This window comes from Pseudomonas asplenii (genome assembly GCF_001293465.1).
GTDB classification, from domain to species: Bacteria; Pseudomonadota; Gammaproteobacteria; order Pseudomonadales; family Pseudomonadaceae; genus Aquipseudomonas; species Aquipseudomonas fuscovaginae_B.
Genome location: NZ_JSYZ01000004.1, coordinates 271,500 through 287,093, shown reverse-complemented (window position 1 = coordinate 287,093; position 15,594 = coordinate 271,500). Strand labels below are relative to the sequence as shown.

The 15,594-nt window shown below is 65.6% G+C and carries 13 protein-coding genes; 8 read left to right on the top strand and 5 right to left on the bottom strand.

The window, feature by feature from the left end; translation table 11 throughout:
- Positions 1-53: 53 nt before the first annotated feature.
- The gene (locus PF66_RS07780; RefSeq protein WP_054061097.1) at positions 54-728 is read right to left on the bottom strand and encodes a polysaccharide lyase family 7 protein; all 675 of its coding nucleotides are present in this window, start codon (positions 726-728) and stop codon (positions 54-56) included.
- Between the two features lie 191 nt (positions 729-919).
- Positions 920-1,585, bottom strand: coding sequence for an O-methyltransferase (locus PF66_RS07775; protein ID WP_054062335.1), 666 nt, complete (start codon positions 1,583-1,585; stop codon positions 920-922).
- An 81-nt stretch (positions 1,586-1,666) separates the two neighbouring features.
- On the opposite strand from PF66_RS07775, the gene PF66_RS07770 reads away from it, so the two are divergent.
- Entirely contained in the window at positions 1,667-2,308 is a 642-nt protein-coding gene (locus PF66_RS07770) for a TetR family transcriptional regulator (protein WP_054062334.1), read from the top strand.
- A 4-nt stretch (positions 2,309-2,312) separates the two neighbouring features.
- Here the strand turns inward: PF66_RS07770 and PF66_RS07765 are convergent, their stop codons facing one another.
- Positions 2,313-3,842, bottom strand: coding sequence for an MFS transporter (locus PF66_RS07765; protein WP_054062333.1), 1,530 nt, complete (start codon positions 3,840-3,842; stop codon positions 2,313-2,315).
- Between the two features lie 180 nt (positions 3,843-4,022).
- Between PF66_RS07765 and PF66_RS07760 the strand changes: the two genes are divergently transcribed.
- Both PF66_RS07760 and yghU read left to right on the top strand, forming a co-directional pair.
- The gene (locus tag PF66_RS07760; protein ID WP_054061215.1) at positions 4,023-4,985 is read left to right on the top strand and encodes a LysR family transcriptional regulator; all 963 of its coding nucleotides are present in this window, start codon (positions 4,023-4,025) and stop codon (positions 4,983-4,985) included.
- A 56-nt stretch (positions 4,986-5,041) separates the two neighbouring features.
- A complete protein-coding gene (yghU, locus tag PF66_RS07755; protein WP_054062332.1) occupies positions 5,042-5,920 on the top strand; it encodes a glutathione-dependent disulfide-bond oxidoreductase in 879 nt (292 codons plus the stop codon).
- A gap of 79 nt (positions 5,921-5,999) precedes the next feature.
- Here the strand turns inward: yghU and PF66_RS07750 are convergent, their stop codons facing one another.
- Together PF66_RS07750 and PF66_RS07745 are read right to left on the bottom strand one after the other, a co-directional pair.
- A complete protein-coding gene (locus PF66_RS07750) occupies positions 6,000-6,488 on the bottom strand; it encodes a hypothetical protein (RefSeq protein ID WP_054062331.1) in 489 nt (162 codons plus the stop codon).
- Between the two features lie 298 nt (positions 6,489-6,786).
- Positions 6,787-7,710 carry an AraC family transcriptional regulator gene (locus PF66_RS07745; protein ID WP_241494287.1) on the bottom strand — a complete coding sequence of 308 codons (924 nt, stop codon included), beginning with the start codon at positions 7,708-7,710 and terminating at the stop codon, positions 6,787-6,789.
- A gap of 101 nt (positions 7,711-7,811) precedes the next feature.
- On the opposite strand from PF66_RS07745, the gene PF66_RS07740 reads away from it, so the two are divergent.
- Genes PF66_RS07740 through fhuB form a run of 5 tightly spaced genes read left to right on the top strand, consistent with a single transcriptional unit; the run spans position 7,812 to position 15,427 of the window.
- Positions 7,812-9,968 carry a TonB-dependent siderophore receptor gene (locus tag PF66_RS07740; protein ID WP_054062330.1) on the top strand — a complete coding sequence of 719 codons (2,157 nt, stop codon included), beginning with the start codon at positions 7,812-7,814 and terminating at the stop codon, positions 9,966-9,968.
- Between the two features lie 6 nt (positions 9,969-9,974).
- Positions 9,975-11,687, top strand: a complete 1,713-nt coding sequence (locus PF66_RS07735; RefSeq protein WP_241494286.1) for a cyclic peptide export ABC transporter — start codon at positions 9,975-9,977, stop codon at positions 11,685-11,687.
- Between the two features lie 56 nt (positions 11,688-11,743).
- Positions 11,744-12,511, top strand: coding sequence for an ATP-binding cassette domain-containing protein (locus PF66_RS07730; protein ID WP_054062429.1), 768 nt, complete (start codon positions 11,744-11,746; stop codon positions 12,509-12,511).
- The gene (locus tag PF66_RS07725; RefSeq protein WP_054062329.1) at positions 12,508-13,431 is read left to right on the top strand and encodes an ABC transporter substrate-binding protein; all 924 of its coding nucleotides are present in this window, start codon (positions 12,508-12,510) and stop codon (positions 13,429-13,431) included. Before PF66_RS07730 ends, PF66_RS07725 begins: the two co-directional genes overlap by 4 nt.
- The gene (fhuB, locus tag PF66_RS07720) at positions 13,424-15,427 is read left to right on the top strand and encodes a Fe(3+)-hydroxamate ABC transporter permease FhuB (RefSeq protein ID WP_241494285.1); all 2,004 of its coding nucleotides are present in this window, start codon (positions 13,424-13,426) and stop codon (positions 15,425-15,427) included. Before PF66_RS07725 ends, fhuB begins: the two co-directional genes overlap by 8 nt.
- Positions 15,428-15,594: the final 167 nt, after the last annotated feature.

Here is a 15,594-nt window from a genome sequence, read left to right as displayed (position 1 = left end):
CTCGCCGATTTTTGCCTTGCCTAACCTGCGTTTCAAACAATTTCGTACACAGCCTAGAGGTGGCTGATCTGCAGGTCGCTGATGATGCAGATCGAACCGTCATCGGCCGGTGTCGCGTCGGTGAAGTCGATCTGGTTGTAGACGCCGCCGTGGAAGTCGAATCGCTGGGTATTCCAGCTGCTGTCCAGTTGCAGATCGCCCGAGAGTCCTGACAGGCCGTTGCTCTCGACGCTCACGTTGACCACGCCCAGGGCCGTCACGCGGATCCTGACCCTGAACCTGGCTCCGAGTGGAACGCCCTTGAGCAGCGTACTGTTTACCGGGTCGGTCTGGTTGTAGCGCTGGCGAAAGCCCAGGGTGATATTGCCCTTGTTCCAGAACACCTTCACCGCCGGGCTGTCATCGCCCTTCACGTGCATTTGCGACACGACGACCTTTTGTGCGGAGTTGACCTTGGTCACCGTCATTTCCTGGTCGTTGATGTGTTCCGTCGCGCTGGTCAGCGCCCAGTAGATCGATTCCTTCCATTCGCAGCGGGTGCGGTGGGTGCTTTTGCTCGAGGCGCCCCGGGTGGGGGCGTTGAACTGCAGGGATCCGTCCGGCAGCACCTGGATCACGCTGGGGAACTGCGCGATGGCCTGTGCGCCGTTGAGTTCGAGGGCCGCGGGGTTGGTGGCGGAGGTGGCGACCGGGGTCGCGATCGTCAGATTGCTGATGTTTACGGTCATGGTGGGTCTCCTTGACGATAAAGATCATTGGCCTGGCACGATTGCCTGATGACCGGGGGGATTGCCGCATGCCACTACCCACCTCGGTAGCGGCGATGCTCAGGGTTGTGACTGATCTGTGGGCGATACGCTCGATCAGGGCGACGCACGGCAGGGTACTGGTTCCCACAGCGATGGGGGCGCGGCCTGGGTCAGCCCAGGCGCATGGACAGCTCGACGTCCTCGGCGAACGGCACGGACAGGTAGCCCGAACCGCTCCCGCGCACCTGCTCCAGGTACTCGGGGCTGTAGTCGGCGTTGTCGGCGATGATCAGCGCCCCTGGCCTCAGGCGGCTTTCCAGCAGCGCGAGAATCTGCGGATACAACGCCTTGGCACCGTCGAGCAGGACCAGGTCGATAGGCTCCGGCAGGTCGTTCGCCAGGGTCTGCAAGGCATCGCCGAGCCGGATCTCCACCAGGTCGGCCAACCCGCCGGCCACGAGGTTGCGCCTTGCCTGTTCCACCTTGGACGGCTCGAACTCGCTGCTGATCAGGCGTCCACCGCCGTTGTCACGCAGCGCCGCGGCCAGGTGCAGGGTGGAAATACCGAACGAGGTACCGAATTCGACGATGTTCCGGGCATTGCAGCTACGGGCCAGCATGTAGAGCAGGCTACCGGTCTCCCGGGAAACGGCCAGCGGAAAGTCCTTCAACTGTGTATAGAGACTCAGGTATTCGGTCTTGCTGCGCATCAGGCGCTCGCGCTCTTGCTTCGAGACGTTGGCGAAGGCCGGGCTGCTCATCGGCGAACTCGCGTCGGCCTGGCTGAACAGGCGTTCCAGCAGGGGGGCGAGCGGGGCTTGGGTCAGGGTGCTCATGGGCTTTTCCTGTGCAGGTAGGTGAGCCGTTATAATGCGAATGAACCTTCACATTTTCTATTCGCATTGCGAGCCATTCCCATGAGCGAACGCCCAAGCCCGCGGATTACCTCACGCAAACAGCCCCGGCAGGCCCGCTCCAATGAGCTGGTGACGGCGATTCTGCAGGCCGCTGTTCAGGTTTTGGCGAAGGAAGGCATGCGCCGCTTCACCACCACGCGGGTGGCCGAGCGGGCCGGTGTCAGCGTCGGTTCGGTGTACCAGTACTTTCCGAACAAGGCGGCGATCCTCTTCCGTTTGCAGAGCGATGAATGGCAACAGACCAGCGACATGCTCTGCGCCATTGTCGAGGATCGCGCGCATCCGCCGCTGGTGCGGCTACGGACCCTGGTGCGGGCGTTCGTCCGTTCCGAATGCGATGAGGCCGCGGTGCGCGTGGCGCTCAATGATGCGGCGCCGCTGTACCGCGATGCGCCCCAGGCCCGGGAGGTGAGGGCGGCGGGGCGGCGGACTTTCGAACTGTTCATTGAGGAGGCCTTGCCCGAAGCCTCGGCGAGCACCCGGGCATTGGCCTGTGAGCTGATCGGCATGACCCTCGGTTCCGTGGGCAAGACCTATTCGGAGAGCCCGCGGACCGAGGCGGAAATCGAGCTGTATGCCGATGCCATGGCGGACATGTTCTGTGCCTATCTGAAGACCCTGGGGGCTGTTGGCCGAGCCTGATGGCTCAGGCCGCCGGGTCCAGGGTCGTGCCGTCGGCCGCGCCGTCCTCGACCTGGCCGCGGTCGAGGAACAGGAACACCACCGCGGCCGTCAGCACCGTGATCACCGTCAGTACCCACAACAGGCTGCTGAACGCGGCGCTGTAGCCGGCCGCCAGGGCTTCACGTCCGGCCGCCGGCAGCAGTTGCTCGGCACCGGCCAGGTTGCCGGTGGCCAGGTGTTGGGCGGCCCCGACCACCTCGCTCAGGTCGCCCTGCGCCAATACGCCCAGGTTGCTGGCGGTATAGGCCGACAGCAATGCGGTGACCACGGCAATCGCCACGCCTTCGCCAGCCACCCGGGTGGTGCTGAAGATGCCGGTGGCCATGCCGGCGCGCTCCTTGGGCACCACGCTGACCGCCATGCCATCCATCAGGCCCCAGGGCAGGCTGATACCGGCACCGATCACCAGCATCGGCCAGGCCAGTTCGGCAGCGCTGCTGCCCACCGGCACCTGGCTGAGCCAGTACAGCCCCGCCGCGCACACCAGCAGGCCGCTGCCGGACAGGGTCGACGGCGACAGCCAGCGGGTCAGGTAGCCGGCGACGATCGGCAGTACCAGCAGCGGGGCCGACAGGGCGATCAGCAGCCAGCCGGCGTCGATCGCACTCATGCCTTCGATGCCGACGAAACGGATCGGCAGCAGGATCAGCAGCACCACGAAAGAGTAGGCTGGAGCGGCCGCGAGCAATTGCACGCCGACAAAGCGTGGGTAGCGGAACAGGCTCAGGTCGAGCATGGGTTGCGCCACGCGCTTTTCGATCACCACGAAGGCGACGAAGGACAGCAGGGCCACGACGAACAGCCCGAGCACCAGCGGATTGGTCCAGCTGCTCTCCGGCACTTCCAGAATGGCGAAGGTGAAGATGCCCAGCGCCCAGGTGAACGTGATCGCGCCGGGCCAGTCGATGCCGGCGGCGTCAGGGTTGCGCGACTCCGGCATGTAGCGGCCGGCCAGTACCAGGGAAATGACTGCCAGTACGGTGATCAGCAGGAACATCAGTTGCCAGTTGAACGCTTCGATGATGGCGCCGGCGATGACCGGGCCGACGGCCAGGCCGATGCCGAAGCTGGTGCCGACGAAGCTGAAGGCGCGAATGCGACCCGCACCGTCGAACACCTGGGCCAGGGCCGACATGCCGCCGGAGAAGGCCAGTGCCGCCGCCACCCCCTGGGCGCCACGCAGCACATCGAACAGGACCAGGTTGGGGGCGAAAGGCAGGATCGCGGCCAGAAGGGCGAACGCACTGACGCCACCGATGAAGATTTTCTTGCGACCGTAGCTGTCGGCCAGGGTGCCGGCCAGCATCAGGCAACTGCCGAAAGTGAGCATGAAGGCGTTGGTGACCCAGCTCAGTTCCATGGGCGAGCCGCCGAAGGACTGGCCGATAGCCGGCAGGGCGACCGCGGGCGCGGTGAAGTTGAAGGGCATGGTGATGGCGGTGATACACACCGCCAGCAATATCAGCCGTTGTTGTAGCAGCAGGTTGGACATGACATGAAATCCTGGTGTCGGGCCGGTCAAGGCGCCCGGAGTTAAAGGTGACTGCATCGACTATCCGGTGGTTTACCGGGGTCGACAGAACGTGCAAGGATGATAAGGAACAGGTAATCGTGTGAAAAACGGTAAGAATTCCGCCTATAGCGGAATAAAACGATCGAATAGGAGCGGCAGATGGATCGACTCAGTGGCTTGATGTCCTTCATCCGCACGGCGGAGCTGGGCAGTTTCGTGGCGGCGGGCCGGGCGCTGGGGTTGTCGGCGTCGGCGGTGGGCAAGGGCGTGACCCGGCTCGAGCAGCGCCTGGGCGTCCGGCTGTTCCAGCGCTCGACCCGCAGCCTCAGCCTGACCGACGAGGGCCGGGTGTTCCTGGAGCGTTGCCGGCGCATCCTCGATGACCTGGACGATGCGCAGTCGACGCTGTCGCAGTCCACCGAAATCCCGCGCGGGCGCTTGCGCGTGAGCATGCCAGCGGCCAGCTATCACCTGTTCCAGACGGTGTTGATCGCCTTCATGGAACTGTATCCCGATATCGAGCTGGACCTGGACTTCAGCGACAAGCTGGTGGATGTGATCGAGGAGGGGATGGACGTGGTCATCCGCAGCGGCGAGCTGCCGGACTCGCGGCTGATGCACCGGCCGTTGCCCGGCGTGCAGCCGGTGCTGTGCGCGGCACCGTCCTACCTGGAGCGGCATGGCGTACCGCAGACCCCGGCCGAGCTGGATGATCACCTGGCGGTGCGCTTTCGCTACTACAAGAACGGCAAGCTGCTGGACTTTCCGCTGCTGCGCGAGGAGGGCGCGCGCGAGCCGCGGACCCGCACGGTGATGGTCAGCAACAACATGGAAATGGTTCGCGCGGCGCTGATCAAGGGTTTCGGCCTGGGCACCATTCCCGACTTCCTGGCCCGCGAGGCGCTGGCCGACGGCTCGCTGTACTGCCTGCTGCATGGCTACCTGATTCCACCGGACACGTTGAGCATCGTCTGGCCGTCGAGCCGGCAACTGTCGCGCAAGATCCGCGTGTTCGTCGACTTCATGTGCGAGCGGCTGGAGCAGGAGGCGACACAGATGCGCGCAACCCTGGCGCAGGACTGCCTGTATTCGCGTCGCAACGACAATTCATCGGTGCGCTAGGGGCGCGAGCCCTGGCACGCCAACGCGTCATCCATTGCAACCAAGGAGTACCGAGCATGAGTGATTCATCGGATTACCAGCCGCCCAAGGTCTGGACCTGGGATACCGAGAATGGAGGCAAGTTCGCCAACATCAACCGGCCGATCGCCGGCGCGACCCATGACAAGGCACTGCCGGTCGGCCGTCATCCGCTGCAGTTGTACTCCCTGGCCACGCCCAACGGGCAGAAGGTCACCATCCTGCTGGAGGAGCTGCTGGCGCTCGGGCACCAGGGGGCCGAATACGATGCCTGGCTGATCCGTATCGGTGAAGGCGAGCAGTTCGGCAGCGGCTTCGTCGAGGTCAACCCGAACTCCAAGATCCCGGCGCTGCTGGACCGCAGCGGTGCCAAGCCGATCCGGGTGTTCGAGTCAGGGGCGATCCTGCAGTACCTGGCGGAGAAATTTGGCGCGTTCCTGCCCACCGAACCGGCGGCCCGTGCCGAGTGCCTGTCCTGGCTGTTCTGGCAGATGGGCAGTGCGCCGTACCTGGGCGGTGGTTTCGGGCACTTCTACGCCTATGCGCCGATCAAGATCGAATACGCGATCAACCGCTTCGCCATGGAAACCAAGCGCCAACTCGATGTGCTGGAACGGCAGTTGGCCGTCACCGAGTACATCGCCGGCAACGTCTACACCATCGCCGACATCGCCATCTGGCCCTGGTACGGCGGCCTGGTGAAGGGCCGGCTCTATGACGCGGCCGAGTTCCTGTCGGTGCAGGACTACCCGAACGTCCGGCGCTGGGCCGACGCCATCGACGCCCGTCCCGCCGTGCAGCGCGGGCGGATGGTCAACCGCGTGTCCGGGGAACTGTCCAGCCAGTTGCGCGAGCGGCATGACGCCTCGGACTTCGACACCCGCACCGAAGACAAGCTGGCCGCCGCCCAGGTGTAAAGGGATGAAAACCTTTGCTCGCCCGGGCGGGCGAGCAAAGGGTCAAGCCGCCTCGCTCAGGCCGAGGCACAACGGTGGATCAATGTTGGCAAAGTGCAAGGATCTGTTCGAACGCGCCCCGAACGAACGGGAAGGCCACGCCGACGCTGATGATTCCCAAATGCCATTGGATGAGTCGATTCTTCGAGTCGAGGCGCCTGATGGCCGCCTCCAGCCGAACGTCTCTTTCATGGATGACTTCCTCCGGTTCCTCTCCCTGTGCAAGAGGCTCATGGTCTTTCGCTCCGGCGTTGTCGGAAAGACCGTCAACGGTTTTTTCCCTGAACGAGCGCAGTTCGTTGAACCGGTCGTCGATGCTGAGATTCAGCGCGGCGATCTGCTCACTTTGTTGTTCAAGCAGCGTCCGCAACCCGCTGTTGTTGTCGCCGAGTGACGTCTGGACGCGCTTGAGGGTGCCGCGAAACTCGCTCCCTACATCCGCGATCGACTGCTTCAGCTGTTTCTCCGTGCCTTTGAGGTCGGCACCGAATGCCGCCAGAAGTTCGTGCAGCAAGGTCTTCATTTCCATGGTGTCTCCTTTTCTTTGCGAGCAACGGAGACACCACCTGACGGCTGGGGTCTCCGTCATGGGGGTGTGGTGTATTCGGTCGAGGAGGGCATCGACGACCGTTCGCGCTTCCGAATACTGGGCGAACTTCAGACGATCAATGCGCAATGCGCACCGTGGCCTGGAAGATCGCGACCACGTGGGACAGGTGCTGTCGACGACAGCGAACCAGCCTGGATGATTGCTCCGGCATGGCGGGTCGGGCTAGTCGGCGGTTTCCTGGCCTGCCATGAGAAAGGGCTGCCCGGTTTGTCCGTGTTCAGCGGGTGGCGGCGCCTTGGCGGGTTGTTTCTGCCAAGGCCATTGAGCCGGTTCCGACCCGTTCGGCGCTGGCCTCTTCATTCACCACCCCCGGTGCCCCGCAGAGGATCCGTTCCACATATTGCGCCGGCGTGCTCCCCAGCAGGCTGCGGAACATGTAGATGAAAGCGCTGGAACTGCGATAACCGAGGGCCTGGGCCACCTCGTTGATCGACACGCCCTGTACCAGCCGGCAGACCGCCTCGTCGACCCGCACCTGCAGGCGCCAATGGTGGAAGGTCACGCCGGTCTCCTCCTTCATCCGCCGGGCCAGGGTACGTGAGCTGGCACCGATGCGTTCACCCCATTCCTCCAGGGTGTCGTTGTTGTCCGGGCTTTGCAGGATGGCATCGCAGACCTTGCGCAGGCGTCGGTCCAGGGGCATCGGCAGGCTGTTGTTCTGCCGCGTGGCCTGGGCCAGCAGGTGCAGCAACAGCCCCGAGGCCTGCTGGCGCGGCGTCTCGGCCAGGCCTGGGTTGTCGTTGAGCATCAGGATCAGTTCGCGCATCAGCGGCGTCACCGTCAGCACGCAGCATTCGTCCCAGCACCAGGGCACCGCCTGGGGGGCCAGATAGACCGAGCGCATGGAGATTTCCCCGACCATCCGCACCTCGTGGGTGACCCCGGCGGGAATCCACAGGGCGCGCATCGGTGCCAGGGTCCAGGCGCCGGTTTCGGTGCTGACGCGCATCAGTCCACGTGGCGAATACATCAGCTGGATACGGGCGTGGGAATGGGGCTGCTGCCTGGCACCCGAGGCGTAGTCGTAGGCCCGGACCACCAGCGGCGGGGCGTCTTCGGAAAACTCGCGGTGCTGGCTGATGGCCGCTTTTTGCGCGGAAGGCTCATGAGCGGCAGAAATGCGCCAATTCTGTCCTTTCATCGATACAAGTTGTCCTGAAGCTCAGTAAACAGACTGGCAAAATTAATGCAAACCAGTCGCATTTACAATAACTTGAGCCTCGAACCTTCATGAGCAGCAGTATGACCGAACGTTTTGCGCATCATTCCCTGGCGATCGACCGGGACACCCGCCGGCTGGCGCTCAAGCCGCTGCTGCTGGCTCCGCTGGCCCTAGCCGTAGCGGTCGGGCATGCCCACGCTGCGCCCCCGACAGAGTTGCCGCAGACCAGCGTGGTCGGCGATCAGCTTACACAGCAAGCTGCCACGACTGAAGGCTCGGACAGCTACAAACCGTCCCTGGTGACGGTCGGCAAGGTACCGGCGCAGCCCAGGGACGTGCCGGCCTCGGTGACGGTGATCACCCGCCAGCGCATGGACGATCAGGCCATGACCAGTGTCGATGATGCGTTGCGCAACACCCCCGGGATCACTGCTGTGACCTACGGCGACGGCACCAGCTACTTCCAATCCCGCGGTTATGCCGCCGAGGTGCAGTTCGATGGGTTGCCGGCCAATAACGGCCTGCAATACCTGCCGCAGTTCGACCTGGCGCTGTACGACCGGGTCGAGGTGCTGCGCGGTCCGGCCGGATTGCTGCAGGGCTTTGGCAATCCCGGCGGCACGGTCAACCTGGTGCGCAAGCGCCCGCAGGACGTGTTCGGCCTTACCGGCTCGATCTCGGCCGGCTCCTGGGACACCTATCGCACCGCCTGGGATGTCACCGGGCCGCTGACCGACAGCGGTAACATCAAGGGCCGGCTCGGCTTCAGCAGCCAGGACAAGCGTGGTTTCCAGGATGACGGCAAGACCGGGCAGGGGCTGATCTACGGTTCGCTGGCCTTCGATCTCGATCCGGACACCGAACTGACCGTCGGCATGGCCCAGCAGAAGATCAACCTCAATGGTCTGGACTATGGTCTGTCGACCTTCAGTAACGGCAACTTCGTCAATGGCAAGCGCTCGGGCTTCTACGGCACCGACTGGAGTTACGCCGACACCGACATGACCGAGATCTATGCCGACCTGGTGCATCACTTCGCCAACGGCTGGCAGAACCGCACGGCGGTCAACTACCGCACTTCGGAAATCAGCTCCAAATACGGTTACATCAATGGCCAGGTCAACCCCGACCGTACCGCCAACTATTGGCTGCAGCGCCAGCAGGACCGCTACCGCTGGGTGGGTGTTGACTCCTATGTCAATGGCCCGTTCGAGCTGTTCGGGCGCACCCATGAGCTGATGCTGGGCGTCAACTACGCCGAGAGCCACCAGCACAGCCTATCGGGCGGCAACAGTGGCGGGGTGGTGGATATCGACAACATCACCGTGGCCAACCGCGATATTCCCTACCGTACCGGTACCACCTCCGACACCAGCCAGTACGGTGTCTACGGCCAGGTGACCTTCAAGCCGGTGGACGACCTGTCGCTGATCCTCGGTGGTCGCCAGAACCACTACGAAAGCTCCCGCCAGAGCTTGCTGCCATCGAACGGGGCAACGGTCAACGATCCCGACCAGAACAAGTTCACCCCCTATGCCGGGGTGGTCTATGGCATCAATTCCTGGTTGTCGGCCTACGGTAGCTATTCGGACATCTTCACGCCGTCCCAGGCCTTCCAGACCACCGCCAGTGGCTCGGTGCTCAAGCCGCGCACCGGGCACCAGGCCGAACTCGGCCTCAAGGGCGAGTTCCTCGACGGCCAGCTCGGCGCGACGCTGGCGGTGTTCCAGATCGATGACCAGAATCGGCCGATCGCCGACGATGCCAATCCCGGACGCTGGCTGGCCCAGGGCAAGGCCCGCAGCCGTGGTTTCGAGGCGGAAGTCACCGGCAAGGTGCTGCCGAACTGGGATGTGCAGGCCGGCTACACCTACCTGCAGACCGAGTTGCTGGGGGCGGCAGCGGCCGGTTCCAACGGCATCCAGGACCCGGAGGAGCCCAAGCACATGCTCAAGCTGTGGAACACCTATCACTTCGACGGTGGCCTGCTGGACAACTGGCGCATCGGCGCTGGTGTACGGGCGCAGAGCAGGACCACGCGCAACGCGGTCAGCTACCAGGGCGGCTACGCGGTTCTCGATGGCCTGGTCGGCTACAAGATCAGCGAGCACCTGGACCTGGCACTGAACATGAACAACCTGTTGGACCGTACCTACTACGCGCGGGTGCCGGCCAACTACTACGGCCTGTATGGCGACCCGCGCAATTCGACCCTGACCCTGCGAGTGAAGTACTGACCGCCCATGACTTCGACCCGAACCTCACCTCCACCCACCACCGGCCGGCCGCGCTGGCCGGCAAGCCCCGGCACGCCGTTCGTGCTGCTGCTGAGCCTGCTGCGGGGCGCGCGCTGGCTGCTGCTGATCGCGGCGGCGGCGAGCCTCGCCAGCGGTTTCGGCAGTGCCGCGCTGGTGGCGCTGATCAACCAGTCGTTGTCGGCGCGCGGCGATGAGCTGGGCGAACTGGGCCTGCATTTCATGCTGATCGGCATCGGCGTGCTGGCCTTGCGCCTGCTCTCGCAGACCCTGTTCATGTACCTGGGGCAACGGGCCAAGGCCAGCGTGCGCCTGCGCACCATCGGCCATATCGCCAATGCCTCCTACGCTGATCTGGAGCGTTATGGCGGCGGGCGGCCGCTGGCGGTGCTCACCGGCGACCTGGATACGCTTGTGGTGCTGTTCATCAACCTGCCGACCATCATGATGCAGAGTACGGTGATCATCGGCTGTCTGGCTTACCTCGGCTGGCTGTCATGGCAGATTCTGCTGTTCGCCCTGCTGGCCGTGCTTGTCGGCGCGGCGGGCTTCCTGCTGGTCAACAGCCGGGCGCTCGGGCACCTGCGCGGTTCTCGCCAGCGCGAGGATGATCTGATCCAGCAGTTTCGCGCACTGTTCGACGGTGCCAAGGAACTCAAGCTGCATCGGGCCCGCCGGCAGGCCTTCGTCGACGACACGCTGGCGCCGCATATCGAGTCGGTGCGGGTGCAGCGGACCCTGGGCTACGTGCTGTTCAGCGCCGCTTCCAGCTGGGGCAACCTGGTGCTGTTCGCCTTCATCGGTCTGACCCTGTTCGTGCTGGCGCGTAGCTATGGGGTCGACCAGCAGGTGATGTCCGGCTACGCGATGATCTTCCTGTACATGATTCTGCCGATCGAGGGGCTGCTGGCGGCCTTGCCCAGCCTGGGTTCGGCGCGGATCGCCCTGGAACGGATCGCGCGGCTGCAGGAGCAACTGCCGCTGGAACCCGCTGGTGAGCAGGAGGCGGGCGCCGACTTCCAGCGCATCGAGTTGCGTGGGCTGACGCACCGCTATTTCCGCGAGAAGGAAAACAGCTACTTCATGCTTGGGCCGATCGACCTGGCCTTCGAGCCGGGCCAGCTCACCTACCTGATCGGCGGCAACGGCAGCGGCAAGACCACCCTGGCCAAGCTGCTGGTGGGGCTGTACGAGGGCGAGGGCGGCAGCGTGCAGCTCGATGGCCGGGCGGTGACGGCGGGCAACCGCGATGCCTATCGCCAGCGCTTCTCCACGGTGTTCAGCGACTTCTTCCTGTTCGATACCCTGCTGGGGGTGATGCCGCCGCACCTGGAACCCCAGGCCCGGCGCCTGCTCAGGGAACTGCAACTGGAGCACAAGGTCAGCATCGAGCACGGCGCCTTCAGCACGCTCAACCTGTCCCAGGGCCAGCGCAAGCGCCTGGCGTTGCTGGTGGCACTGCTCGAGGACCGGGCCTTCTACGTGTTCGACGAGTGGGCGGCCGACCAGGACCCGGCGTTCAAGGAGGTGTTCTACCGGACCCTGCTGCCGGACCTCAAGGCCCGCGGCAAGGCGGTGCTGGTGATCACCCACGATGATCGCTATTTCACCCTGGCCGACCGTTGCATCAAGCTCGACAGCGGCCAGGTGGTTGCTGATGTTGCCGCCGGCACCAGCCCAGAGGAACCCTTCGTTCGATGAATCTGACTGAACCCCATGCGATTGCGAGGCCCGTCGTGTTGCCTGAGCGTGAAGCGCTGTACCGCTTGGAGGGCGTCGGCGTGAATGCCGGCGCCCGAACCTTGCTGCACCCCATGGACCTGACGCTCAGGCGGGGACGCATCTATGGCCTGATCGGCCATAACGGCTCGGGCAAGTCGACCCTGCTCAAGCTGCTGGCCCGCCAGCACCCGGCCAGTGCCGGAGCTCTGCTGTTGGGCGACCAGCCGTTGCAGAGCTGGTCGTCGCGGGCCTTTGCCCGGCAGATTGCCTATCTGCCCCAGCAGCCGCCGGCGGTCGATGGCCTGCTGGTGCGTGAGCTGGTGGCGTTGGGGCGTCATCCCTGGCATGGCGCCCTCGGCCGTTTTGGTGCCGAGGACCGGCAATGGGTCGAGCAGGCGATGCAGGCCACCGATGTCGCCCGGTACGCCGGGCGGCCGGTGGACAGCCTTTCCGGCGGCGAGCGCCAGCGTGCCTGGATCGCCATGCTGGTGGCGCAGAACTGCCGCTGCATGCTGCTCGACGAGCCGACCTCGGCGCTGGATATCGGCCACCAGCTGGCGGTGCTCGAACTGGTCCGCGATCTGTGTGGGCAACGCGGCATGGGTGCGGTGATCATCCTGCACGACGTGAACATGGCCGCACGTTTCTGCGACGAGATCATCGCCCTGCGCGAGGGGCGCCTGCAGTTGCAGATTCCGGCCGGGCAGATGCTGCGCGAGGACCACCTGGAGCAGGTCTACGGGGTCCCCATGGGGGTGCTGAGCGACCCCGCCAGCGGCCGCCTGATCGGGTTCGCCCGATGAGCGCCGGGTTCAGTCGCAGGCGCCTGCTGCAAGGGGTCGCAGGCGCCGCCATGCTGGCGGGCATCGGGCAAGCCCGGGCGACGGGGGCGCCGTCGCGGATCGTGCCGTTGAGCTGGGAGTTGACCGAGACCCTGTTGGCCCTGGGCCTGGTGCCGATCGCCTTGCCGCTGCCGGACTGGTACCGCCGGACCATCGTCGAGCCACCGTTGCCCGCCGGGGTGATCGATGTCGGCCTGCTGTACCAGCCCAGCTTTACCCTGTTGCAGCAGCTGCAGCCGGACCTGCTGCTGCTGACGCCGGGGCATGCCGGTCTGAGACCGATGCTCGAGCGTCTGGCGCCGACAGCGACTTTTGGCGCCTACATGGGCGCCGGGCAGCCTTATCCCGCCTTGCAGGAGGAGACCCGGCGTATGGCGGCGCTGCTCGCCTGTCCTGCACGGGGCGAGGCCCTGGTCGATGCCACCGGGCAACGCCTGGAGGAGCTGCGGCAGCGTCTGGCGCAACGGCCGGAATTGCTGGGGAGGGCTGTCCTGGTCGCCGATGCGGTGGATGAGCATCACCTGCGGGTGTATGGCGCCGGCAGCCTGTTCGATGCGGTGCTGTCGCGCATCGGTGTGAACAATGCCGTGAGGGCTGCCGGTTGGGCCGGCAACTCGGCGGGCTATGCGTTGGTTGCGCTGCAACGGATTGCCGCCATGTCCGAGGTCGACCTGTTGCTGGTGGGACCGCTGGCGCCGGGCGTGCGCACGGCGCTGGAGCAGAGTCCGGTCTGGCAGGCGCTGCCTTGCGTGCGCGAGCGGCGGGTGGCCTTGCTGCCGGTGATTGCCCCCTATGGTGGGCTGGTGTCCCAGCAGCGCTTTGCCCGGGCGGTCGAAACGGCCCTGTATCAAATGGCCCATCAGGAGCCTGCAAGTGTCTAGTTTGCGTTTGTCGTTCCTCCCGCGCGGCTGTCTGCTGCTGGTCCTGGGTCTGTTCGCCGTGGCTTCGCTGCTGGCGTTGTGGCAGGTCAATGCGACCCTGGGGGGGCGCCCCTGGCTGTCGGCACTGCTCAGGCCCGATCCCGACAACCTGTCCCAGGTACTGTTGCATGAGTCGCTGTTGCCGCGCGTGGCCATGGCGCTGCTGTGCGGTGCCGCGTTGGGGCTGGCCGGTACGCTGATCCAGCAGGTGCTGCGCAATCCGCTGGCCGAGCCGATGACCCTGGGCATTTTCCCCGGGGCCTACCTGGCCCTGGCGCTCTACACCCTGTATGCCCCCGAGGGCTGGTCGGCCGGGCGCGAACTGGTAGCCCTCGGCGGCGGTGGGCTGGCGGTGCTGCTGGTGCTGGCGCTGGCCTGGCCGCAGCGGTTGTCGCCGATGGCGGTGATCCTTTGCGGGATGGTGGTCAATCTTTATTGCGGTGCGGTGAGTCTGGCGATCGCGCTGGTGCACTTCGATTTCCTGCTCGGCCTGCAGATCTGGGGTGGCGGCTCCCTGGAGCAGGCCGGCTGGCAGCCCAGCCTGCACCTGGCGCTGGGCCTGGCCGGTTCGCTGCTGGCCGTGTGGCTGGTGCGCCGGCCGCTGGCGCTGCTCGACAGCGGCGAAAGCACCGCGCGCAGCCTCGGGGCCAGGGTCGAGCGCATTCGGCTGGTGGCGCTGCTGGTGGCGGTGGTGCTGACCGCGCTGGTGGTGGCCCAGGTCGGGGTGATCGGTTTTCTCGGCCTGGCGGCGCCGGCGCTGGGCCGTCTGCTGGGCGCCCGTACCCTGTACCAACGGCTGTGTGCGGCGACCTGCATTGGCGCGGCGATTCTCTGGGCGACCGACCAGATCGTGCTGCTGGCCTCCACCAGCCAGGCTCTGTCGGCGCACCTGATTCCGACCGGCACGGTCACCTCGTTGCTCGGCGTGCCGTTGCTGGTCGCCATGTTGCCGCGCCTGCGCAGCGGCATGGCCGGCCAGTGGGTGCCCAATTGGCCGAGCGGTGCGGGTTTCACGCGGGGGCGCTGGCTGGGCCTGGTGGTGTTGCTGAGCGTCGGCCTGTTTCTGTCCCTGGCGGTGTCGCAAGGGCTCGAGGGCTGGTCCCTGGCCGGTTGGGCCGAGGTCCGGGGTCTGCTGTTCTGGCAGTGGCCCCACAGTGTGCTGGCACTGGCCGCCGGCGGCCTGTTGGCGCTGGCCGGCACGCTGCTGCAGCGGGCCACCGCCAACCCGATGGCCAGCCCCGACCTGCTCGGGGTCAGTTCCGGTGGTGCGCTGGGCATTGTCGTGGTGGTGTTCGCCGTCAGCCAGCCGACCCCGGCGCTGTTGTTCGCCGCCTGCCTGTCCGGCTCCCTGACGGCCCTGGCGGGCTTGCTGTGGCTGGGGCGGGGCCGCTTTTCGCCGCAACGCCTGCTGCTGATCGGCGTGGCGGTCAGTGCCTGGTTCCAGGCGATGGTCAGCGCGACATTGGCCAGCGGCGATCCCCGGGCGTCGCTGATGCTGCAACTGGTGACTGGCTCGACCTACTACATCCCACCGAGCCTGGCCTGGGCCGCCGCCGTGGTGCTGCTGCTCGGCCTGGGCCTGGCGCCGCTGTTTTCGCGCTGGCTGCAGGCGCTGTCGCTGGGGGAGGGCGCAGCGGCGAGTGTGGGTGTGCCGTTGGCACGTGCACGGCTGCTGATTCTGCTGTTTGCCGGGGTGCTGACGACCCTGGCTACCTTGCTGGTCGGGCCGTTGTCCTTCATCGGCCTGTTGGCGCCGCATATCGCCCGCCTGGCCGGTGCCCGCAAACCATTGCAGCAGTTGTGGGTGGCGGCCTTGCTGGGCTCGACCCTGATGCTGGTGTCGGAATGGCTGGGCCGGCAGGTGATCTTTCCCCAGCAGATGCCGGCGGGGCTGGTGGCGACGCTGCTGGGTGGGCCGTACCTGGTGCTGTTGATGCTGTATCGAGGTAGGCAGTGACTCGTCCGTTCGTCGCTACTGTCATTTCTGACAGTAGCGAACGGCCCCGAGAGGCCATGAAATAGGTCCAGTGGCAGATAGGCGATCAGCGAGGCTGACCGCGTAAGGCCCGTCTGCAAACTCCAGTCCTGGAGTATCGACCCCGGGGCCGGTGTTGTCCCTGTCTG

Bases quoted from the DNA above. Each gene is read 5' to 3' on its own strand.
- PF66_RS07775 (WP_054062335.1), bottom strand. From the start codon at position 1,585: ATGAGCACCCTGACCCAAGCCCCGCTCGCCCCCCTGCTGGAACGCCTG.
- yghU (WP_054062332.1), top strand. From the start codon at position 5,042: ATGAGTGATTCATCGGATTACCAGCCGCCCAAGGTCTGGACCTGGGAT.
- PF66_RS07750 (WP_054062331.1), bottom strand. From the start codon at position 6,488: ATGGAAATGAAGACCTTGCTGCACGAACTTCTGGCGGCATTCGGTGCC.
- PF66_RS07745 (WP_241494287.1), bottom strand. From the start codon at position 7,710: ATGAAAGGACAGAATTGGCGCATTTCTGCCGCTCATGAGCCTTCCGCG.
- PF66_RS07765 (WP_054062333.1), bottom strand. From the start codon at position 3,842: ATGTCCAACCTGCTGCTACAACAACGGCTGATATTGCTGGCGGTGTGT.
- PF66_RS07735 (WP_241494286.1), top strand. From the start codon at position 9,975: ATGACTTCGACCCGAACCTCACCTCCACCCACCACCGGCCGGCCGCGC.
- PF66_RS07780 (WP_054061097.1), bottom strand. From the start codon at position 728: ATGACCGTAAACATCAGCAATCTGACGATCGCGACCCCGGTCGCCACC.
- PF66_RS07770 (WP_054062334.1), top strand. From the start codon at position 1,667: ATGAGCGAACGCCCAAGCCCGCGGATTACCTCACGCAAACAGCCCCGG.
- PF66_RS07760 (WP_054061215.1), top strand. From the start codon at position 4,023: ATGGATCGACTCAGTGGCTTGATGTCCTTCATCCGCACGGCGGAGCTG.
- PF66_RS07725 (WP_054062329.1), top strand. From the start codon at position 12,508: ATGAGCGCCGGGTTCAGTCGCAGGCGCCTGCTGCAAGGGGTCGCAGGC.
- PF66_RS07740 (WP_054062330.1), top strand. From the start codon at position 7,812: ATGACCGAACGTTTTGCGCATCATTCCCTGGCGATCGACCGGGACACC.